The 21742-nt window shown below is 65.9% G+C and carries 19 protein-coding genes and 1 other RNA gene; 14 read left to right on the plus strand and 6 right to left on the minus strand.

What is annotated here, in order from left to right:
- Positions 1-181 precede the first annotated feature (181 nt).
- A complete protein-coding gene (fhuE, locus tag DYQ94_RS03965) occupies positions 182-2368 on the plus strand; it encodes a ferric-rhodotorulic acid/ferric-coprogen receptor FhuE (protein ID WP_160954808.1) in 2187 nt (728 codons plus the stop codon).
- Positions 2369-2429: 61 nt separating this feature from the next.
- Positions 2430-2558, plus strand: coding sequence for a hypothetical protein (locus tag DYQ94_RS03970; RefSeq protein WP_255419554.1), 129 nt, complete (start codon positions 2430-2432; stop codon positions 2556-2558).
- Positions 2559-2659: 101 nt separating this feature from the next.
- Here the strand turns inward: DYQ94_RS03970 and DYQ94_RS03975 are convergent, their stop codons facing one another.
- On the minus strand, positions 2660-3631 hold the full coding sequence (locus DYQ94_RS03975) for a LysR family transcriptional regulator (protein ID WP_160954809.1): 972 nt from the start codon (positions 3629-3631) through the stop codon (positions 2660-2662).
- A gap of 98 nt (positions 3632-3729) precedes the next feature.
- Here DYQ94_RS03975 and DYQ94_RS03980 point away from each other — a divergent pair, with 98 nt between their 5' ends.
- Entirely contained in the window at positions 3730-4491 is a 762-nt protein-coding gene (locus tag DYQ94_RS03980) for an SDR family NAD(P)-dependent oxidoreductase (RefSeq protein ID WP_160954810.1), read from the plus strand.
- A gap of 55 nt (positions 4492-4546) precedes the next feature.
- Here DYQ94_RS03980 and DYQ94_RS03985 read toward each other — a convergent pair whose 3' ends face one another.
- The 5 genes from DYQ94_RS03985 to DYQ94_RS04005 form a co-directional block, all read right to left on the minus strand.
- On the minus strand, positions 4547-5275 hold the full coding sequence (locus tag DYQ94_RS03985) for a M23 family metallopeptidase (protein ID WP_160954811.1): 729 nt from the start codon (positions 5273-5275) through the stop codon (positions 4547-4549).
- 2 nt (positions 5276-5277) lie between these two features.
- The gene (locus DYQ94_RS03990; RefSeq protein WP_184429111.1) at positions 5278-6207 is read right to left on the minus strand and encodes a L,D-transpeptidase family protein; all 930 of its coding nucleotides are present in this window, start codon (positions 6205-6207) and stop codon (positions 5278-5280) included.
- 363 nt (positions 6208-6570) lie between these two features.
- The gene (locus DYQ94_RS03995; RefSeq protein WP_160954813.1) at positions 6571-9285 is read right to left on the minus strand and encodes a TonB-dependent receptor; all 2715 of its coding nucleotides are present in this window, start codon (positions 9283-9285) and stop codon (positions 6571-6573) included.
- 134 nt (positions 9286-9419) lie between these two features.
- Complete coding sequence (locus DYQ94_RS04000; protein WP_425519422.1) at positions 9420-10595, minus strand: phosphatidylinositol-specific phospholipase C1-like protein; 1176 nt, start codon at positions 10593-10595, stop codon at positions 9420-9422.
- A gap of 131 nt (positions 10596-10726) precedes the next feature.
- Positions 10727-12685, minus strand: a complete 1959-nt coding sequence (locus tag DYQ94_RS04005) for an acetyl-CoA hydrolase/transferase C-terminal domain-containing protein (protein WP_160954815.1) — start codon at positions 12683-12685, stop codon at positions 10727-10729.
- 175 nt (positions 12686-12860) lie between these two features.
- Here DYQ94_RS04005 and DYQ94_RS04010 point away from each other — a divergent pair, with 175 nt between their 5' ends.
- The 11 genes from DYQ94_RS04010 to DYQ94_RS04060 all read left to right on the plus strand — a co-directional run bounded on the left by DYQ94_RS04010 (position 12861) and on the right by DYQ94_RS04060 (position 21739).
- On the plus strand, positions 12861-13508 hold the full coding sequence (locus DYQ94_RS04010; RefSeq protein WP_064485040.1) for a thermostable hemolysin: 648 nt from the start codon (positions 12861-12863) through the stop codon (positions 13506-13508).
- The gene (locus DYQ94_RS04015) at positions 13505-15004 is read left to right on the plus strand and encodes an AMP-binding protein (protein WP_160954816.1); all 1500 of its coding nucleotides are present in this window, start codon (positions 13505-13507) and stop codon (positions 15002-15004) included. The genes DYQ94_RS04010 and DYQ94_RS04015 overlap by 4 nt, the downstream gene beginning before the upstream one ends.
- The gene (locus DYQ94_RS04020; RefSeq protein ID WP_024938151.1) at positions 15001-15675 is read left to right on the plus strand and encodes an iron-containing redox enzyme family protein; all 675 of its coding nucleotides are present in this window, start codon (positions 15001-15003) and stop codon (positions 15673-15675) included. Before DYQ94_RS04015 ends, DYQ94_RS04020 begins: the two co-directional genes overlap by 4 nt.
- A complete protein-coding gene (locus DYQ94_RS04025; RefSeq protein WP_102255948.1) occupies positions 15675-16514 on the plus strand; it encodes an SDR family oxidoreductase in 840 nt (279 codons plus the stop codon). The genes DYQ94_RS04020 and DYQ94_RS04025 overlap by 1 nt, the downstream gene beginning before the upstream one ends.
- Positions 16495-17157 (plus strand): tetratricopeptide repeat protein, encoded by a 663-nt coding sequence (locus tag DYQ94_RS04030; protein ID WP_054592152.1) that lies wholly within the window; start codon positions 16495-16497, stop codon positions 17155-17157. The genes DYQ94_RS04025 and DYQ94_RS04030 overlap by 20 nt, the downstream gene beginning before the upstream one ends.
- A 22-nt stretch (positions 17158-17179) precedes the next feature.
- Positions 17180-17881, plus strand: a complete 702-nt coding sequence (locus DYQ94_RS04035) for a response regulator transcription factor (RefSeq protein WP_046344078.1) — start codon at positions 17180-17182, stop codon at positions 17879-17881.
- Positions 17882-17898: 17 nt separating this feature from the next.
- A complete protein-coding gene (locus tag DYQ94_RS04040) occupies positions 17899-19260 on the plus strand; it encodes an ATP-binding protein (protein WP_160954850.1) in 1362 nt (453 codons plus the stop codon).
- A gap of 100 nt (positions 19261-19360) precedes the next feature.
- Entirely contained in the window at positions 19361-19729 is a 369-nt protein-coding gene (locus DYQ94_RS04045) for a BlaI/MecI/CopY family transcriptional regulator (RefSeq protein WP_046344076.1), read from the plus strand.
- Entirely contained in the window at positions 19719-21011 is a 1293-nt protein-coding gene (locus DYQ94_RS04050) for a TonB family protein (protein WP_160954817.1), read from the plus strand. Before DYQ94_RS04045 ends, DYQ94_RS04050 begins: the two co-directional genes overlap by 11 nt.
- A gap of 70 nt (positions 21012-21081) precedes the next feature.
- Positions 21082-21157, plus strand: a non-coding RNA gene (locus DYQ94_RS04055) — sX9 sRNA.
- The gene (locus DYQ94_RS04060) at positions 21146-21739 is read left to right on the plus strand and encodes a hypothetical protein (RefSeq protein ID WP_104544009.1); all 594 of its coding nucleotides are present in this window, start codon (positions 21146-21148) and stop codon (positions 21737-21739) included. Before DYQ94_RS04055 ends, DYQ94_RS04060 begins: the two co-directional genes overlap by 12 nt.
- The last annotated feature ends 3 nt before the right edge of the window (positions 21740-21742 follow it).

Here is a 21742-nt window from a genome sequence, read left to right on the forward strand (position 1 = left end):
CGCTGTGGCGTTCGCTCCCCGCCATCGCGATGCAGGGCGGCCTGAATTACCTGTTTAAAATGTAAATCATTCCCATTAAAATGGCGCGTTGCCACGGTCGCGTGGCACGTCCTCCCCCTTGTCTCGCCGTCGGGCAGCCTTGCCGCGACCGGTGCCCTCGACTGTCTGTGCTGGAGCTGTGATGAATCGTCCTACCGTAATGCGTCTTCTTCCCATTGCGCAGCGTCCGCGCGCGCTGTCGCATGCGGTGTTCGCCGCGCTGTGCACGTTGTCGGCAGGCCAGGCGCTGGCTGAAACGCCGGCCGGCGATGCCGAGGTCACCACCCTGGACCGGCTCATCGTGCAGGGCGAGCAGGCCAAGGGCTATACGGTGGAGAAGACCACCGCCGGTACGCGCATGGACCTGTCGCTGCGGGAGATCCCGCAGTCGGTCACCGTGATCACCCGCGACCGCATGGACGACCAGAACCTGCAGAGCATCACTGACGTGCTCAACAACGTCACCGGCATCTCGGTGGCGCAGAGCGACAGCGAGCGGCTGGAGTTCTATGCACGTGGTTTCTACATCGACAACTACCAGTTCGACGGCATCCCGGCCTACATGGAGCAGGCCTGGAGCTATGGCGACTCGGCGCTGGACGTGGCGCTGTACGACCGTGTGGAAGTGGTGCGTGGCGCCACCGGCCTGCTGACTGGCTCGGGCAACCCGTCGGCCTCGATCAACCTGGTGCGCAAGCATGCGCTCAGCCGCGACTTCACCGGCACCGTGTCGGTGGGTGGCGGCGATTTCAACAAGACCCGCAGCGTGGCCGATGTCACCGTGCCGCTCAGCCCCGAAGGCACCGTGCGTGCGCGCGTGATCGGCGTGTACCAGGACGGCGAGTCGGACATGGACCGCTACGGCCTGCGCAAGAAGATCGGCTCGGCGATCATCGATGCCGATCTCACCGACAGCACCTTGCTGAGCGTGGGCTACGAGTACCAGAAGAAGGAATCGAACGATGTCACCTGGGGCGGCTTCCCGCTGTTCTACAGCGATGGCACCCGCACCAACTACGATCGCTCGTTCAACCCGGCGGCCGACTGGACGTTCTGGGACACGCGCCTGCAGCGCACCTTTGCCAGCCTGCAGCAGAGCTTCGACAACGGCTGGACCCTCAAGGCCAATCTGAGCCACGAGAAGACCGAAGCGGCCAATCACCTGTTCTATCCGTTCTATACGATCTTCGGGTTCGACCGTGCCACCGGTGGCGGCGTGGTGCCGTATTCGGGCAACTACCTGACCGAGCGCAAGGCCGATGGTGCCGACGTCTATGCGGAAGGTCCGTTCCAGCTGTTCGGCCGCGAGCATCAGCTGGTTGCCGGCGCCAGCTACAACCGCCGCGAGTACGTCAATAACGGCACCTTCGATTTCCCGGCGCCGCTGGACAGCTATCTCGGCTGGACCGGTGCCTACCCGGAACCCAACTGGAGTCCGCGCACGGTACAGAGCACCGGCACCATCAAGCAGAAGGCGGCCTACGTGGCTGCACGCTTCTCGCTGGCCGATTCGCTGAAGTTGCTGGTGGGTGCGCGCTACACCGACTGGCAGATCGATGGCCGCAATCTCGACTCCGCTACGCAGCAATTGGTGCCGTTCTCCGACAGCCAGACCGAAGTCACCCCGTACGCCGGTCTGGTCTACGACATCAACGATGTGTGGTCGACGTACGTCAGCTACACCGAAATCTTCAACCCGCAGACCCTGCGCGATGCCAATGGCGGCTACCTGGATCCGTTGACCGGCAAGGGCTACGAAGCCGGCGTCAAGGCAGCATGGTTCGACGACAGGCTCAACGCCTCGCTTGCGGTGTTCCGCATCGAGCAGGACAACCTGGGCGTGGCCACCGGCGGCTTCGTCCCCGGTAGCAGCGACTTCGCGTATGAGGCCGCCAACGGCGTGGTCAGCGAAGGCTTCGATTTCGAGGTGTCCGGGCGGGTGACCGAGAGCTGGAACACCACCTTCGGCGCCTCGCACTACACCGCGCGCGATGACAGCGGCACCTCGATCAATACGCATCTGCCGCGCACCACCCTCAAGCTGTTCAACAGCTACACCCCGCAAGGTGCGTGGAGCGATCTGACCGTGGGTGGTGGTGTCAACTGGCAGAACCGCTCGTACTATGTGGACCCGGTCTACGGCGCCTTTCAGCAGAGTGCTTACGCACTGGTCAGCGCGTTTGCGCGCTACCGGCTGTCGCCGCAGTTCTCGGTGCAGCTCAATGTCGACAACCTGCTCGACAAGCGCTACTACGCGCAGTTCAACGGTGGCTATGGCGCATGGGGCGCCTCGCGCAACGGCATGCTGACCTTCAACTACACGTTCTGATCGCAGACAAGGGCGGGCGCGATGTCAGCGCCTGGCCTGTTGTTGCAACGATGCAGGCACCTTGCAGAAGGTGCCTGTTTTTGTGTCTGGCGCCAGCGGAGTGATCGTGGATCTGCGGCGCGTGCCGCACTGCCTGCGCTACCTGCTGGTATCGGTTTGCTTCGGTGGTATCGAAGTGACGCGCAAGTAACTGATGCTTTCCGCCAATGTCGGCGCGCTACAGAAACACTTCTGCCTACGCACGCGCGCGCGCGAAGACGTGCCTGCAATCGCATCGATGGTGGCACGGCGCTACAGCGGTTCCAGATACGGCGCCATCACCTCTGCAACCCAGTCCATGAACGCGCCTACGCGTTGCGGCAGGTGGCGGCGCTGCGCGTAGAGCAAGGTGACCGGCATCGGTTCCGGCGCGATGGCGGCCAACAGCTCGATCAAGGCGCCGCTGTCCAGGTGTGGGCGCAACGGGCTGGCCGGCGCCTGGATGATGCCCAGGCCCGCCAATGCCGCGGCGAGATAGGCATCGCCGTTGTTGACCGTCACCGGGCCGCGCATCGGCAGTAGCTGGTACGCCTGTCCACCGCGGTACTCGAAGCCGGACGATCGCTGGCCCAGCGTCGGCACGTAGTGCACCAGGTCGTGGTGAGCCAGATCGTCCAGGCGCTGCGGCGTGCCCCGTCGTGCGAGGTAGTCGGCACTGGCGCAGTTGATGATGCGAAACACGCCGAGCGGTCGTGCAACCAGGTTGGTGTCTTCGAGCGTGCCCACGCGCAACACGCAATCGAAGCCTTCGCGCACCACATCGACGCGGCGGTCGGTGCCGCTGATTTCCACCTCCAGCTGCGGGTGCTGCGCCAGGAACGTGGGCAGCGCGGGAATCACGAAATTGCGCGCGATGCCGGAGGACATGTCCACCCGCAGGCGCCCGCGCAGCTGGCTGCGTTCGCGCTGAAACATGCTCTGCAACTCGTCCATGTCGTCGAGCAGATCGCGGCTGCGCTGGTAGAACGCGGTGCCATCGCCGGTGAGTTGCACGCGGCGCGTCGTGCGATGCAAAAGCTGTGTGCCGAGTGATGCCTCGAGCCGCTGTACGGCGGTGGAGACGCTGGCTTTGGGCAGGCCCAGCGTTTCGGCGGCGCGGGTGAAACTGCCGAGCTCGGCGACGCGCAGGAAGGCGCGCAGCGACTCCAGGGTATCCATCGATTGGTCGACGTTTTTGAACGGTGCAATCAGGTTGGACCGATTTATGTGGCGCGGCAAGCGCAATAGTCTTGGCGCGGTCAGACAACGTCACGCCCGCCCCGCGGTCATGCACCGCCTGTGGTGATCGCCAAATCGCATCCCAACACGCAACGGAGTCCATCATGTCGACCACCACACCGATCACCCTGATCACCGGCGGCAGCCGCGGCCTGGGCCGCAATGCCGCGCTTGCGCTCGCTGCGGATGGCAGCGATATCGTGCTGACCTATCGCCGCCAGGCAGATGAGGCCGCTGCGGTGGTCGCCGAAATCCACAAGTTCGGCCGCCGCGCGCACGCACTGCCGCTGGATGTTGCCGACGCCGAGTCGTTCGCGGCATTCGCCGAGCAGTTGAAGCAGGTGCTGGCCGGTTGGGACCGCACGCAGTTCGATGCGCTGGTCAACAATGCGGGTACCGGGCTGCACGCGGCCATCGCCGACACCACGCCGGCGCAGTTCGACGCCCTGGTCAACATCCATCTCAAGGGGCCGTATTTCCTGACCCAGGCGTTGCTGCCGTTGATCGCCGACGGCGGACGCATCCTCAACGTATCCAGCGGCCTGGCACGTTTCGCACTGCCCGGTGCCTCGGCTTACGCGATGATGAAAGGCGGGGTGGAGGTGTTCACGCGTTATCTGGCCAAGGAACTGGGCGCGCGTGGCATTCGTGCCAATACGCTGGCGCCGGGTGCGATCGAGACAGACTTCAACGGCGGCAGCGTGCGCGATAACGCACAGGTCAATGCGATGGTGTCGTCGGTCACGGCACTGGGGCGCCCAGGGCTGCCGGACGATATCGGGCCTGTGGTCGCTGCATTACTCGCGCCGGGAACCGGTTGGATCAATGCGCAACGCATCGAGGTATCGGGCGGCATGTTGATCTGAATGCACAGGCCTGCGCATCACGCGCAGGCCTGTGTCTGCATCACCGCCTGGTGCATCACTGCAGGGTCTGGTCGCCATGCAAGACGGGGTAGGGATTCAAGACCTCTCCCTTCCACCATTGTTTTTCCGGCCCCAGGCGGTGGATCTCGAAGTGCAGATGCGGTGCGGCAGGGTCGGCGTTGCCGGTGCTGCCGACGTAACCGATGATCTGGCCACGCTTGATTGCCTGTTTCTCTGCCAAACCATCGGCATACCGTTCCAGGTGTGCGTAGTAGTAGCAGTACGTGCCGTTCGGATCGAACTGGTAGACGGTCAGGCCACCGCGCTCGCTGTTGAACAGTTTCTCGACCGTGCCGTCTGCAACTGCAATGACCGGTGTGCCGGTCGGCGCAAGAATGTCGATGGCATCGTGCACGCGGCCTTCGCTGCGTGCGTCGGTAAAGGTGTCCTGCAGCTGGCCGCTGCTGATGCCTTGCACCGGAATCAGCAGGCCGCTGCCTGAATTGGCAGCTTCAGGAGCGGCTGCAGACGCAGGCGCGGCTGGCGTATTTGCGGCGGGCATCACCTCGGTGGATGGCGACGATGCGGCAACGGCTGGATCGGCAACCGCTGGAGCGGCAGAAGGCGCTGCCATTGCCGCCTCTGACGCATCAGACTGCGCTGTCACCGCGGGTGCAGCTGCGGACGCCGGTGCTAGCGCCGCCTGTGGCGCCTCGCGTTCCAGCCACCAATAGCCGGCTGCACCGAGCAAGACACCGACCACCAGCATCATCAGCAGTTTCATGCTTACTCCTGCATCACCACCGGCATGGACGGGCCAACCACGCTGGCCAGATTGACCACGTCCCAGTTGGTCAGGCGCACGCAGCCATGCGATTCGGTCTTGCCGACATGGCCGGGTTCCGGCGTGCCATGCAGGCCGTAATGCGGCTTGGACAGATCGATCCACACGCGTCCGACCGGATTGTTCGGGCCGGAGGGCAGGGTGGCCTTCTGATCGCCCTTCTTCGCGTCCCAGAACAGCTTGGGGTTGTACTTGAACACCGGGTCGCGCGCTACGCCCAACACCTTCCAGCGGCCGATCGGCAGCGGGTCGTGCTTGCTGCCGGAGGACACCGGGAACTGCGCATACACCTTGCCGTCGGCATCGAACAGGCGCAGCGTCGACTCGGACTTGTCGACCACCAGCTTGGCCGGCTTGGCCAGTGGCGGGACGCCGTCGATGTTGGGCACCTGGATCACGCCACCGGCCTTGCTCAAATCCACGCCGGGGTTGAGCTGGCGCAGCAGTTCCGGAGCGGCATGGAAACGCTCGCCCAGCGCCTCGTCCACCGAGGTGTAGCCCAGCGACGTCAGCTTGGCCTGTTCGGCCGGTCCTTTCGGAATCGGCTGGAACGGCCCGGCCACATCGGCATCGGTTAACGTGTACTGCACCAGCGCCGGCGTGGTGTCGGCCTGCAAGGCCTGCCAGGTGGCGTCATCCAGCTCACCGGTGACCTTGATCTGGTGCGCTGCCTGAAATCCGGACACCGCACGCTTCTGGTTGGAGCCGCGCTCGCCGTCGATCTCCCCCGGCGAGAAATGCGCGCGATCCAGCAGCACCTGCGCATGCAGGTCCGAACGCGGGCCGGTCGGTACGACCGTCGCAGCGGGAGCTGCTGCAGATGCCGGCGCAGGTGCGGCCGCAGGCTGCGGCGCTTGCGCCAGTGCGGACAGGGAGGTGCCCAGAGCAAGGGCGAGCAAGCAGGCGCGAGCGTAGATGCGTGGTGGCATGAGCAGGTCCGGAAGAGGCATGCGCGCACCTTGCCCGAGCCGCCTGCGTGGTCTGCGTGAAATGGCTGCACCGGGACTGACTGGGGACGCAGTCGCGATGCGGGTCAGGAGTGGATACCTGTCATCTCGCCTCCGCACGGCTGCCATAGATGCCGCTGCCTGCCGCTTCTACCCGAGCGGCAGAGAGAGTCGTGCACCACGCCGTAATCGATCGCCTGCATGTCAGTCAGGCGATCGATACGGATTGGTGCAGACCCGCTCCCTGCAGCTGCAGACATTGCGCCGCAGCTGTCTGCAGGTCTGCCGTCAGTAGGTGTAGCCCACCGTCAGCATGTACACCCGCCCGGTCTGTACATAGGCGCCGTCGGCGCCAGGGTCGTAGGCCATGTAGCGTTTTGACTTGCCTTGGGTTTCGTAGAACGTGGCTGCATTGAGCAGGTTCTTGGCCGACACACCGACATCGACGTGGTGCGGCAGATGATAGGTCGCAGTGAAGTCCAGTGATTTGACCGGTTGCAAATAATAGTTGAGCCGGTCGCTGGTCAGCCCCAGCAATTGCAGGCCCGTGTAGTTGTAGCTCAGGTCGGCGCGCAGGTGCGTGTCGTCGTAGAACAGATCCAGGTTGTAGATGCGCTCAGGTGCGCGCGGCAGCCAGGTCTTTTCCGGTTGATCGCTGCGTCTGCTGTCTGCTTCGCTGTGCTGCAGCGTGAGGTTGGCGGTGACGCCGACGTTGCTCCACAGGCCCGGCAACTCCTGCAGGCGCTTGCTCGCTGCCAGCTCCAGTCCATAGAGCTTGGCGGTGCCGCCGTTCTGCGGCATGGTCACTGGCACGCCGTTTTCGAAGGTGGTGCCGGTTGGTACCAGCCCGCCCAGGGTGCTGTCGTTGCTGGTCGCCGATTGCGAGGTGTAGATGAAGCCGGTGATGCGCTTGTAATAGGTCGATGCGCTGAGCACGCCGCCGCTGTGATCGTAGAACTCGGCGGAGAGGTCGGCGTTGTCGGCCTTGCTCGGCTGCAGATCGGGATTGGGCCTGGAGATGCCGACCACCTTCTGGGTATCGTCGATGGTGTACACCGTCTCGCCGGAGATCAGGCCGAACGCCGGGCGGCTGAAACTGCGCCGCAACGAAGCGCGATACACGGTGAGATCATCCGGCCGATAGTTGATGCTGATGCCAGGCAGCACTTGCCCATAGGTGCTGCCGGTGCCGACGAAGCTGCCGGTGCTGCCATCGCCGCTGGATTGCCAGGATTCGGCCGCATAGCGTGTCAACTCGTAGCGCACGCCGGGCAGCACGCTCACCGAGCCGACATGCAGCGCGGCCATTGCATAACCGGAATAGATCGCCTCGGTGCTGGAGGTGGTGTTGGCGTTGTAGTCGTTGGCGGTATAGACGCCTGCGCCGTTGGGATCGTCGACGTACTTGTAGGGCAGCGCCTGCGCAAGCATCCAGTTGCGGTCCAGCAGTTTGAACGGGCCGGCGTAGCGGCCGTCGAAGGCGTGATAGGTGACGCGGCCCGGGATCGCGCTCAGTGGCGGCCCGCCTGCGGTGGGGAAGGCGTAATTGGGTCCGCCAAAATACGGCCCGTTGGTGACGAAGTTGCCGTCCTTGTGGAAGAACGGGTGATCGTAGGCGCCGCGGTCGGAGTGGTCGGCAGACAGGCCGAGCTTGACGCTGTCCAACACATCGCCATCGACCTGGTAGGTGATATCGGTGTGCGCATTGATGCGGTTGTCGTGACTGCCGGCGTCGTGCCCCTGCACCTTCCACAGCAACGACGAATCCAGGTTGTAGAAAAAGTCCTGCAAGGCAGGCGTGCTTGGCGCGATGCTGGGATAGCGGGGGTTGCTGAGGTCGAAGGCGAAGCTGCCGGGCGTAAAGCCATACAGGCTTGCCGATACGTAGTCCGGGCGGCTGCGGGTGCCGCGACCGACCGAGCTGCCGTAGTCGAAGCGCAAGCGGCCCAGCGTGGTCTGGCCTCCCAATTGCAGCGTCGCCAGTTTTTCGTCGATATCGTGCGTATTGAAGTAGCCGCCACGCACGGCAGTGGGCTGGTTGCGATAGGTTTCCAGGCGCGCGCTGGACTGGTCCTGCTGCCCGGTGACGCCGTAGCTGCCGTAGATCGCACGCGCGTACAGCGCGCTGTTGTCGCCTTGCCAATCCAGCGAGAGATTGCCGCCGTAGCGTTCGATCTGGCTGGTGTAGAGGCTGTACTTGTAGCGGGTGCTGATCAACGGCCCGACATCGCGCAGGTCGGTTGCAGTGGCGAGGGCGGGATCGGCCGGCACGTATTTGCTGTTGGGCGCCGGCGCCTGCGCCATGTTGTTGTTCCTGCCGTAATACGCCGATGCGTAGAGGCCGAAGGCATGGCCATCGCCAAACTTCCAGGCCAGCTCCTGCTGGAAGGTGCCGCCGCTGTCCTTGCCGCCCAGCTCCGAGGCCAGCGCATTGAACTGGCCCTGCGCGGTGCTCTTGGCGTAGACATCCTGGCCGAAGTCGAAGGCATTTGGCGTGCGCATGTCGATCGCGCCGCCGATCGCATCGCCGGGCATGTCGGGCGTCGGGGATTTGGACACCTGCACCGACTGGATGCCGAACGGCGCCAGCATGTTCAACGAGATTGCGCGCGTCGATGAATCGGTTTCCGGCATGCCGAAGCCGTTGAGCGTGTAGGCGTTGTAGCTGGCGTCCATGCCGCGAATGCTGACGTAGGCGTTTTCGCCGGTGGTGGCCTGGCCCAGGTGCATATCGCTGTACGCGGATAGGCCCGGCATGTGCGACACGACATCGGCGATGCCGCCCGAAGGGATCGCATCGATCTGCTGCTTGCTCATCACGCTGTTGACGCTGCTGGACAGGCGCTGTTCGTTGAGCGATCCCGGTGCGGCGGCGTGCTTGGCCTGCACGTTGACCGAATCCAGCGTGGTGGTGCCGAGCTCCGGCGTCTCGGCAAACGCCGGCGCGGACAGTGCCAGCGCGATGGCGCAGGTCAGGCGATGGGTGGTGCGTGGGGACTGCATGCAATGGCTCGCGTGGTTGGAGAAGATGGAGTGCCCGGCCCCTTACTGCGGGTGCGGGTGTGCATCGCCGACGCCTTCCGTTGCGACAGGTCTGTGTGTGGTGCGGAGATTGCGACGACGGCAGTGACCCGGACTCAGTGCCTGAGGTCGACGCCCTTGCAGTGCGCCTGCGCCAGCTGCGGATTGCAGCGTGCGACCGCATCGCCTTCGAAGCGCACCACGTAACCGTTGCCGGCCGGCTCATGTGCGGGGAAGTCGGTGCTGAGCAACTGCGCGCCGCTGGCCAGCATGCGGTCGCGGCGGGTGGTGTCGTGTTGCAGTGCTTCCTTCAGGTCGGCGTCGGTACGCGTGCGCACCAGGTAGCCGGCTTTCACCAATTGGGTGATCGTCTCGGCGGGGCCATCGTTGAGTTCGGTGAACGCGGCATCGTCTTGGCCAGGCACGGCATTGGTGAAGCACACGCGTCCGCGCAGCGACGGATGCCCGCGCAGGTAGCTGGCACCGGCCGTGCGTTGGTCGAGTAGGAACACCACCTTGCCGCGTGCCTCGCTCAACGACGGCCAGCCATGCGCAAGCACTGCGGCGTTGAGCGTGGCTGCGTTGCCACGGACCTGATCGGGGCTGAGATACTCGCCGGGTCGAAACACCGAGCGCAGTTCGGCATCCAATGCATCCATCGCCGCCGGATCGAACGGCTCCGGCTGCACGGTCGGAAACGCCAGTTGCACCGGCGCCTGCTTGGTTTCCAGCAGGATGAAGATCGGCACATGCCCGGGGTGCTGCTTCGACCACGCACGCACTTGCTGCAGGCACGCGATCAAGGGCTGGCAGGTGCTGCGCTGGTCCACGTCCTGCACGTGCATGACCTTGAAGCCGGGTCTGTCCATCACTCCGGCCGGTGCGCTGGGCGGTGCGGGCGGCAAGCCGGCCTTGGCGATCTGCGCGACGCTGGCCGGGTGTGCGTAGCGACCACCGTTGGCGTCGGCGAAGACATCCAGTTCGAGTTGTCTGACGCCATCGTCCAGTTGTTGCCTCAGCGGTGGATGGCGGTAATCCAGTGCCGCGAACAGCTCCGGACTCAGTCGTTGCAGCAGCGTCGCCTCGCTGGGGGCGAAGCCGGCGTGGTAGCTGTTGTGGCTGCCGATGTATTGCAGATCGGTGAGGCGAGGCGCGGCATGCGCGGTCACGCCGGCCAGCATCAGCAGGCCAAGGAATGTAGCGCTACGTGTATTGCTTCGCCTTGCGCGTGATGACTTCGCTGTGCGGTCATCGCCTGGATTCACAGCCGAAACAACGAATAAGCAGCGCATGCAGCCGGGCCGGGAAGAAGGTGGTCGCCATCATCCGGGCCAAATTTGACGCAAGGCTTTCCGCCGTGTTGCCGTCGTGCGTCACAGTGCGAAAAACGCGCCATGGCATCGCTTTTCGCGACACCGGCGCGTCAGTGCACTCTGGTCTTTTGCAAGGCATACGCCAGCAGCCGTGCCTGCACCCGTTCGGCGATGCTGCGTGGCGCATCCAGTGCCATCCGTTGCAGACCGGCGGCTTCGTATGCATCGTCGCTCTTGCGTGACAGCAGTGCGCGCCAGACGGTCATCAGCTTTGCGCTATTGCCGGCGGTGGCGCGTTTGAGCCAGCTCAGGGCGCGCAGCAGGTGTTGCTCGACTCCGGTGAAGTCGCTGCCGAGCGGGTAGTCGGGCAGGCTGCCATCGCGGCGGAACGGCGCCAGCGCCTGTTCCAGTGCCTGCGGCGTGTTGCGTTGCGCACGCGCAGGCAGTGCAGGGTCGCCACGTAGCTTGCGCGATGCCTTGGCGGTTGCCAGCAATGCGCCCTGGAAGCGTGCATCGCAGATGCCGGCCATCGCCAGCACGCAATCCTGATCGGTCTGGTGGCGCAGGTCGGCGATGCCGTACTCGGTGATGTACAGATCGCGCAGATGGCGCGGAATGGTGGTGTGCCCGTAGTTCCAGCGCACATTGCTCGCTGCGTGTGCACCGGCATCGCGCGTGGCCCGCAGCATCAACGCGCTGCGCGCCTGCGGCAAGGCATGCGCCATCGCCACGAAGTTGTACTGGCCGCCCACGCCGGAAACCACACGGCCATCTTCCAGCCCGTCGGACACCGCCGCGCCGAGCGCGGTGGCCATCATGCAGGAGTTGAAGAAGCGCGCATCGCGGCGTTGCAGCCGCTCCAGCGCTTCGTTGCCGCCATACAGCTGGTTGATCTCGCTGATGCGACGCATGCCGATGGCATCGCGCGTGTCCGCATCCAGCTCGCGTAGCCACTGGTAGAAATCCGGCGAGCCGAGATAGAACGCCCCATGCAGAAACTCGCCTTCGCGGGCCAGGCGCGCGTGATCGGCCGCATCGGCGCTGCCGTCGGCGATGCGCTGCATCAGCGCCAGATCATCGTGCACCTTGCGGCGGATCACGCCGCTGTCCACCAACTGCTTGAACCCTTCGTTGAGCATTTCGCTGCAGCCGTACAGGCCGATCTCGAACGGTGCCAGGCCACCGCTGGCGCGCACCGCAGGATGCTGTTCCAGTTGCGGGTCCAGCGCCTGCAGCACGCGCCGATAGGTGGCGTTGTCGGTATGTCGCAGTACCAGCGCATGGCTCAGTGCATCGGCCAGGGTGCCGATGCCGATCTGCAAGGTGCCGCCATCGCGGACCAGCGCGCTGGCATACAGACCGATGGCGTAGTCGACGCTGGTTACCGGCTGCCTGGGCAACCCGAACAGGCGCGGCGACGGACCGGGCAGGTCGATCACCAGATCGAAGAACGCCTCCTCCACTGCCGCGGTTCCGCCGATCCACGGCAGTTGCGTGTCCACTTCCGCCACCAGCATGGGGCGCGGCAGGCCGAGCGCCTGCACCGCATCCAGCGTGTCCTGGGTGATGTCGTTGTTGCACGACAACGACAGCCGCGTGCCGCCCGGTTCGCGCGCCACCTTCTGCACGATCAGGTTCGGCGCGCGCTGCGCCACCGCCGCAGCAGCGTGGGTGTAGTTGAGGCTCGTATAGTCGGCCTGCGCCTGGGTGGAGTGCAGCAGGCCGCCGGACTGCATGTAGAACTCTTCCACCTGCACATGCGCCGGCAGCGCATCGCGCAGCATGTCATCGACATAGGCAAGACGCGGGAAATCCTCGCCAAAATGGCGCGCGATGAACGGCGCCGCAAAGCGTGCCTCCAGTCCCGCGCCGGGCTTGGGCGGATTGAGCGACAGCGCCGTGTACAGCGCCAGTGGCCGGGTCGGCGTGTGCTTGAGCTGCGCATACAACGCGTTCAACAACCGGTGCGGCTTGCCGATGCCCAACGGCGCGCCGACGCGCAGCGGGCCATCGAGGCGTTGCAGGATGTGCGCAACCGCAGCGCTCAATTCAGTGACATGTGTACTCATGCGCGAAAGCGTAGCCGAAAGCGCTGTGGTGCAGGCACCGACAGCTGTCAGGCGATGCCTGACGCCACGCAACGAATTGCTACGGCAGAACTTACAACTCGGTAACACACGGCTCATGGTCACTTAATCGAGCCGGCCCAGCATGCGCTGCATGATCACCTCCACGCCTTCCCGTTTGTATGCCCGTCCTGGATTTGCCAGTGCCAGCCTGGTCGAGGCTGGTCACCCGCAGCGCCAGGAGGCGGAACGCTTCATCGCTGCGGTCTACCTGCGCCGCTACGGTGCGCAGCTGCGCAGCTTCCTGCCGCAGTTGCTGGTCTACCGCGATGCCCACGGCACGCTGATGGCGGCAGTCGGGATGCGGCTTGGCAGCGCTGGCGGGTTGTTCGTGGAGCAGTACCTGGACGAGCCCGCCGAGTCGGCGCTGGCCGGGCGCATGGCCGCACCGGTCGCACGCTCGGGCCTGGCCGAGGTGGGCAACTTCGCGGCGATCAGCTCCGGCAGCGCACGCGCGCTGATCCCGCAGATGACCCATGCGCTGCACAACGCCGGCGTGCGCTGGGTGTTGTTTACCGCGACCCGCGGCCTGCGCAATACCTTCGACCGGCTACAGCTGCAGCCGGTGGTGCTGGCGCCTGCCTTGCAGTCACGCCTGCGCGATGACGACACCGACTGGGGCAGCTACTACGCCACGCAACCGCAGGTGGTGTGCGGCGATGTCGCCGCCGGTCATGCATTTTTGCTGGAGCGGCAGGCGCTGTATCCGCAGGCCGCGCGTCAGGGCGTCGAGCCAATGGCGTACCAGATGGGAGTGGGCGCATGAGCACATGTTTCGCCCAATTGCTCGGTGAGCCGCACGCGCATGCGCCGCGGGTGCTGACCGCCGCGGGAAGCCTGGACGCGCAGACGCTGGCCGATGCTGTCGCGCGACTGGCAACGCAGTTGCAGACCGCAGGGCTGACAAGGGTTGCCAGCCGGCTGGACAACGGCCCGGACTGGTTGATCCTGGATCTGGCGCTACGTCTGATCGATGCCGTGCACGTGCCGTTGCCGACTTTCTTTTCCGGCCCCCAGGTACTGCACGCGTTGACCTCCAGCGGCGCGCAATGCGTGGTGACCGACGCCGCCGCCGCTGCGCCGGCCGGCAGCAGCGGCCCGCTGCCGGCGCTGCACCACGAGGCGCTGCGGTTCTGGCGGATCGAAGCGGTCGCAGCGCGGCCCGCATTGCCGGACGCCACTGCCTGCATCACCTACACCTCCGGCACGACCGGCCGCCCCAAGGGGGTGTGTCTGTCGGCGGACGGTTTGCTCACGGTGGCCACCTCGCTGATAGAGGCCTCGGCTGCCATCGCGCCGCGTCGTCATCTGTGCCTGATGCCGTTGTCCACCTTGCTGGAAAACGTGGCCGGGCTCTATGCGACCTTGTTGTCCGGTGCGCAGGTGGCCCTGCCGTCGTTGGCGCAGATCGGTTACACCGGCGCCAGCGGGCTAGATGTGCCCACGCTGTTGCGCTGCCTGCAGCACTATCAGCCCGAGAGCGTCATCCTGGTGCCGCAGCTGTTGCTCGCCCTGGTCAGCGCTGCCGAGCAGGGCGTGGCCTTGCCGGCATCGCTGCGTTACATCGCCGTTGGTGGCGGGCATGTCGGCCCCAGTCTGCTGGCGCGCGCAACTGCGGCGGGGCTGCCGGTATTCGAAGGCTACGGCCTGACCGAATGCGGCTCGGTGGTCTGTCTCAACCGGCCGGGTGCCGTGCGTGCCGGCAGTGTCGGCCAGCCGCTGGCGCATGCGCAGGTCGCGATCGTCGATGGCGAGATCCAGGTCGACGGCGTACACGCACTCGGATATCTGGGCGAGCAGGCCATGCCGCCAGGGCCGGTGCGCACTGGTGATCTGGGCCATGTGGATGGCGAGGGGTTCGTCCACATCACCGGGCGCCGCAAGCATGTCTTCATCACCGCCTTCGGCCGCAACGTCTCGCCCGAATGGGTGGAAAGCGAATTGCTGCAGCATCCATTGCTCGCGCAGGCGGTGGTGTGGGGCGAGGCGCAGGCCGACAACGTGGCGGTGCTGTGGCCGCGTCGGCCTGGCAGCGACGATGCGGCAATCGCCAAGGCGCTGGCCGAGGTCAATGCCGGTTTGCCCGATTACGCACGCGTGGCGCGCTTTGTCCGTGCCGATGCACCGTTCAGCGCACACGAGGGCCTGCTCACGGCCAACGGGCGCCCCCGCCGTGACGCGATCCTCGCGCGTTATCACTCCGCCATCGATCGCAGTTATCGATTGCCGGCCACTGTCCTCTCTCAAGGCATTTCTCCATGACGTTTTACACATCCCTGCTGGCGCAGACCCAGGCCGAACGCGAGCGCATGACCCAGGTACCGATCATCCAGGCGGCACTGGCCGGCAACATCGCCCGCGACGATTACGTGGCGTTCCTCGGCCAGGCCTATCACCACGTGCGGCACACGGTGCCGCTGCTGATGGCTTGCGGCGCGCGTCTGCCGGCGCGGCTGGAATGGCTGCGCGAAGCCATCGGCGAATACATCGAAGAAGAAATGGGCCACCAGGAGTGGATCCTGGACGATCTGGTGGCGTGCGGGCAGGTGCGCGAAGCGGCGGTGCTCGCCGGCCCGTCGCTGGCGACCGAGCTGATGATCAGCTACGCCTACGACACCATCCAGCGCGGCAACCCGGTCGGCTTCTTCGGCATGGTGCTGGTACTGGAGGGCACCAGCGTGGCACTGGCCACGCGCGCGGCCAACAGCATCGCGCAAACGCTGGCGCTGCCGCCCAATGCCTTCAGTTATCTGTTGTCGCATGGCGATCTGGACGTGGAGCATGCCGGCTTTTTCGAGACGCTGATGAACCGGCTCGACGACCCGCTAGACCAGCACGCGGTGGTGCATGCCGCCAAGCGTTTCTACGTGTTGTACGGCGACCTGTTTCGCACCCTGCGCAGCGACGGCTCGCGTCTGGCGGAGGCGGCGTGATGGATCTGCGCGGCAAGTGCGTCATCCTGACCGGCGCCAGCGGCGGCATCGGCAGCGCGCTGTGCGCCGGCCTGGTCGAGGCGGGCGCAACGGTCATGGCCGTGGGACGTACGGACGGGCGCTTGCAAGGGCTGGTTGCCGCGCATCCACCCGGCCGCGTGGTGCCGGTGGCGGCGGATCTGGCCAGCGAGGCGGGCCGTGCGTTGCTGCTGGCGCAGGTGCATGCGATGCGTCCGGCACCGTCGGTGCTGGTGCTTGCGCATGCGCAGAGCCAGTTCGGGCTGTTGCAGGATCAGGATCCGGCCAGCCTGAGCGCCATGGTGCATCTGAATCTGACCGTGCCGATGCTGCTGGTGCAGGCGCTGTTGCCGGCGTTTGCGCGGCAGCCGGAGGCAGCGATGGTGGCACTCGGATCCACCTTCGGCAGCCTGGGGTTCGCCGGATTTGCCGGGTATAGCGCCAGCAAGTTCGGTCTGCGTGGTCTGTTCGAAGCCCTGGCGCGCGAGCATGCCGATACGCGGGTGCGTTTCCAGTATCTGTCGCCGCGTGCCACGGCCACTGCGTTCAATCCTGCCGCGGTGGACGCGCTCAATGCGGAGTTGGGCACGGCGGTGGATCGTGCCGCAGACGTGGCAGCAGCGCTGCTGCAGTCGATCGTGCGCGGCGATAGGCGACGTCAGTTGGGATGGCCGGAAAAGGCCTTTGCCCGGCTCAACGGGCTACTGCCGGAACTGGTCGACCGCGCGTTACGCAAACAGCTATCCACCATCCGCCGCCACGCGCGGCACGGCGGCGGCGTCGCCTCGCAGGAGCTTTCCCATGAACCGCAATTACCGTAATTCGCGTCTTTTCACCATGCTCGGGCTGTGCCTGGTCGCCGGCGCCGCATGCGCAGCCGGCATGCAGCCGCAGGTAGCGCAAGTGCAGGACCGCTGGGCGGCGATCAGCTACCAGATTCCGAAACCGCAGCGGCTCGCCGCGCTGGAAGCACTCGCACAGCAGGCCGATCAGGTGCGCCACGCCCTGCCCGACGATGCCGATGCCTTGATCTGGGACGGTATCGTGCGCTCCAGTCTGGCCGCGGAAAAAGGCGGCCTGGGCGCCCTGGCGGAGGTCAAACGCGCACGCAGCGATTTCGAAGAAGCGATCAAGCGCGCGCCGCGCGCGCTCGACGGCGCGGCGTACACCAGCCTGGGCGCGTTGTATTACCAGGTGCCCGGTTGGCCGATCGGCTTCGGCGACGACGCCAAGGCGCGCGCATTGCTGTATCAGGGGCTGGCGATCGACCCTGACGGACTGGACAGCAACTACTTTGTCGGCGATTTCCTGCGCGACCAGAAGGATTGGGCGGGCGCGGCAGCGGCGTTCGAGAAGGCTGCCGCTGCGCCGCCACGCCCGGGACGTCAACTGGCCGATGCCGGTCGCCGCAAGGAAGTGGCCACCAAGCTGGCAGATGTGCGGGCGCAGCTTGCCAAGCCGTGAGCCGACTTCCAGACTGGCCTATATGCGCATCCTGCTGGTCGAAGACGATCTTTCACTGGGCGAGGGCATCCGCACTGCATTGCGGCGTGCCGCCTATGCAGTGGATTGGGTGCATGACGGTGTCAGTGCGTTGATGGCCTTGCAGGAAGCCACCGTGGATCTGGTCATCATGGATCTGGGTTTGCCGCGCATGGATGGCATCGAGGTCATCCGCAAGGCGCGCGCACGTGCGCTGGATACCCCGATTCTGGTGCTCAGTGCACGCGAGCGTGCAGCCGACCGCGCGCTCGGCCTGGATGTCGGCGCCGACGACTATCTGGGCAAACCGTTCGACACCAATGAGCTGCTGGCGCGCACACGGGCATTGTTGCGCCGCTCGGCCGGGCGTGCGCAGCCGGTACTGCAGGCTGGTGCGCTGCAGCTGGATCCGGCCGGCATGTCGGTGCGCTGGCATGGCCGCGATCTGGACCTGACCCGCCGCGAGTTCGCACTGTTGTGGCTGCTGATGGAGCAACGTGGCCGGCCGATCGGTCGCGAACGCATCCAGCAACATCTCTATGGATGGGACGAAGACGTCGCCAGCAATGCGGTGGACGTGCATGTGCATCAGCTACGTCGCAAGCTGTCGCCGGCGGTGATCCGCACCGTTCGCGGCATTGGTTATGCACTGGACGAGCAGGCCGCACAGGCTGCCGCGGCGCTGCCGCCGCAAGCGCCGCAATGAACTCGATCCGCCGCGCGCTGTTGCTGGCCTTGCTGGGCGTGCTGTCGTTGCTGATGCTGGCCGCAGCCGGTTTCAGTTATCGTGCCGGCCTGCAGGAAGCTGGCGAGATGTTCGATGCGCGTCTGGTGCAATCGGCGCGCGTGCTGCTGTCGCTGGTGGACCAACCTCTGGGCGATCTGCCGCAAGGCGAGCCGATCGTGATCCGTGGGTGGCACGGGCAGGCGCAAGGCGTGGGCGAGGCGCTGGCGTTCAAGGACGGCCATGCCTACGAAACCAAACTGGCATTTCAGGTGCGCAACGCGGCCGGTGCGCTGGTCCTGCGCTCGGACAGCGCGCCGGCGCAACCGATGGCGCCGTTGCGTGCCGGCTATGCGGACGTGCAACTGGCCGATGGCCAATGGCGCACCTTTACGCTGCGCTCGCCGGGTGGGCGCTGGTTTCAGTCGGCCGAACGCGCCGACATTCGTCAGGAGCTTGCCGAAGACATCGCGCTGGGAACCTTGGTGCCGCTGGTGATGGCCCTGCCGTTGATGGGGCTGTTGATCTGGGCGGTGGTGAACTGGGCCACACGCTCGCTGGTGCGTGTCTCCGACGAGATCGGCGAGCGTGATCCCAGGCGCCTGCAGCCACTGCAACCGCAGCATATGCCGCGCGAGGTGCACGGGCTGGTGCGCGCAGTCAACGGGTTGATGGACCGTGTGCAGGCTGGGCTGGAACGCGAACGTCGCTTCATCGCCGATGCCGCGCATGAACTGCGTACGCCGATTGCCGCGCTGAAAGTGCATGCGGCCAATCTGCGCCTGGCGGCCGACGCGCAGGAACGCGATGAATCGCAACAGCAACTCGACGCCAACGTGCTCCGCATCGAACGCATGGTCGCGCAGCTACTGGCCTTGAGCAGGGTGGAAGCGGTGGCCGCGCTGCCGCGGCGCAGCGTGAGCCTGGACACCCTGGTGCGAAGCGAGTCCGAAGACGTGCTGGCAGTTGCAATGCAGCGACAGCAGACCGTGGAACTGGCCCTGCAACCGGTCCTGGTGGTTGCCGAGGAAACCGCACTCTCGCTGCTGCTGCGCAACCTGCTGGAAAACGCCGTGCGCTACACACCGGTGGGTGGCCGCATCCGGGTCAGCACGCAATGCGCACCGCTACCGACCCTGGTCGTGGAAGATTCCGGCCCTGGCATCCCCGAGGGCGCGCGCATGCGCGTCTTCCACCGCTTCCATCGGGAGCTGGGCACCGGTGTGGAAGGCAGCGGGCTGGGCCTGTCGATCGTGCACGACATCGCCGTGGCCCATGCGGCGCGCGTACAGCTGGATGACGCACCTACGCTGGGCGGCTTGCGCGTCAGCGTGCACTTTGCCGGCAACGCGACGGGCTGAAGGGCGATCCGCGGGGCGAGGCTGCCGACGCACCCGCGCATACTGTTTGACATAGATTCTAATTACGCGTGTAATCGATAAAAATTACGGATGTAATCGCATGTCGATCAGTGACGCCGAAGCGGTGGTGATGCAGGTGCTCTGGGATGCGGCGCCGCGCAGCGCCGACGAGGTGGTCGCCGCGCTGGCAGGCCGCAGCGACTGGGCCGAGCCCACCGTCAAGACCTTGCTCAACCGCCTGCTTGGCAAAGGCGCCATCCGTGCCGAGAAGCAAGGGCGACGCTATCTCTATTCGCCGGTGCTGGCGCGCGAGCAGTGGGTGCAGCAACAGAGCGAGGGATTGCTGCAGCGCCTGTTCGGCGGACGGGTGGCGCCACTGGTGGCGCACTTCAGCGAGCGCGGAAAACTCAGCGCATCCGATATCGCGGAACTGAAACAACTGCTCAAGGAGCTGGACGATGAACCCTGAGGCCTGGGTCCTGTTGTCGCGCGCAACGCTGTACACCACCGCTGCGCTGCTGGTCTGCCTGCTCCTGCGTCGCCCGCTGCGCAAGCGGGCGGGTGCCGCCGCGGCGTATGCGATCTGGTCCTGCGTCCCGCTGGCGCTGGTGGCGGCCTTGTTGCCCGGCCCGTCTCTGGGCATCACAGTGCCAGGATTGCCGGCGCTGACCGCCATGCCGGCGCTCTCCAGCGTGCATGGCGAAGGTCGTGCGTGGGCAACATGGCTGGCAGCAGCGTGGCTGGGCGGCGCGGTGGTGATGGCGATCGGATTGTGGACGCGGCAACGGCGTTTCATGCGCAGCCTGGGGACGTTGCACCGGCTCGACGACCGGCTCTGGTCGGCCGCGCGCGATGCCGGTCTTCCTGCATCGTTGGGACTCTGGCGTCCGCGCATCGTGCTGCCGGCGGATTTCAATGTCCGTTACACCGCCGATGAGCGCGCCCTGATCCTGGCGCACGAGCGCATGCATCTGCGCCGCGGCGACCTGCACGCCAACCTGCTGGCGGCGCTGATGCTCTGCATCGGCTGGTTCAACCCGCTGATGCATCTGGCCTGGCGTGCGTTCCGGCTGGATCAGGAGCTGGCCTGCGATGCGGCCGTGCTGGCGCGACATCCGGGCAAGCGCCGCAGTTACGCCACCGCCATGCTGAAGACCCAGCTTGGACGCGACTTTACGCCGCTCGCCTGTCATTGGGCTGCATCGAATCCGTTGGCGCAGCGGATCGCGGCGCTGCGCGGTTCCCCCGTTGCTGCCGGGCGTGCGCGCTGGCGCGTGGCGATGGTCCTGCTGCTGGCGGCGACGATCAGTACAGCCGCCTGGGCGCTGCAGCCGGCACGCATTGCGTTAGCGGCACAACCGGCGCTGGCGGCCGGCAACGCGGTGGATTTCGCCACGATGCAACCGCCGAGATATCCGGCAGCCGCGTTTGACGGCGGTATCGAGGGCTTTGTCGAACTGCAGATCGACATCGACCCTGGCGGCGTGCCGCAGCATATCGACGTCGTGCAGAGCAGGCCGGCCGGCGTGTTCGATCAAGCGGTGCTGGAGGCAGCGCGCCAGTGGCGGCTGAAACCTGTTTATGCACATGGCAAGCCGATTGCTTCCACGGTGCGCGTGCCGGTGAAGTTCGAACTGGATGGGCCGGAGCAAACGTCTACCGATGCCGCCGCCGCGCGCTCGGAGGCGCCAGCGTCCAACCGCCTTGCCGGTTGTGCTTCAGCGGGCTGCGCAAGGCGGGAGAGGCCGTGATGCAATCCAGCGCAACCAGCAAAACGACTGCACAACTGTCTGGCGGGCGCGCCGGGTGTCCGGGATTGGCATGTGCCGCGCATACTCGCCGGTTTCTGCGCGCTGGCCACGCCCACCCGACAACTGCTCGCCACGTGTTGTCGGCCGTCCTTGCGCCGACCTGCGCCGCAATCCTGGCGCTGTCGCTTGGCGCATGTGCAACGCAAGGGGTGCAGGAACAGCAGCGCAGCCAGCGCGAAGATTCGGTGGACCAGCGCATGCTGAGCGCGCAACCGGGTGGCAACGGTGGCGGCTCCATCCAGTCTTACACGTTGGCGCCAGCACAGCGCTTTCGCATGCCGCGCGCGCTGCGCAGCGATGCGCCGGTGCTGCCGGCCGATTCGCCGCGGCAGAGCTTGCCGCCGACCACCGTGTGCGCGCATGTGATCCTGACCGCCGACGGCGCGGTACAGCGCGTCGACCCCATGTCCGATCGCGACGAATGTGCGGCCGGTCTGCTGCCGGACAATGCCGATCTGGTGCAGTCGGTGCGTACCACGGTGCAGCAATGGCAGTTCGTTCCGGCCGCGCTGTGTACGTTTGCCGCAGGCGTGGCGCAGCCGGCCGCGCTGGACGATTGCAGCGGCGCCATCAGCCAGCAGCCGGTACCGGTGACGCTGTCGTTCGCGTTCACCTTCGAAGTGCGGCAGGGCAAGGTCAGCGTGCGCACCGGCAAGGTGGCGCGTTGAGCG

Origin of the sequence: Xanthomonas sp. LMG 8993 (assembly GCF_009835065.2) — a bacterium.
Lineage (GTDB): Bacteria > Pseudomonadota > Gammaproteobacteria > Xanthomonadales > Xanthomonadaceae > Xanthomonas > Xanthomonas arboricola.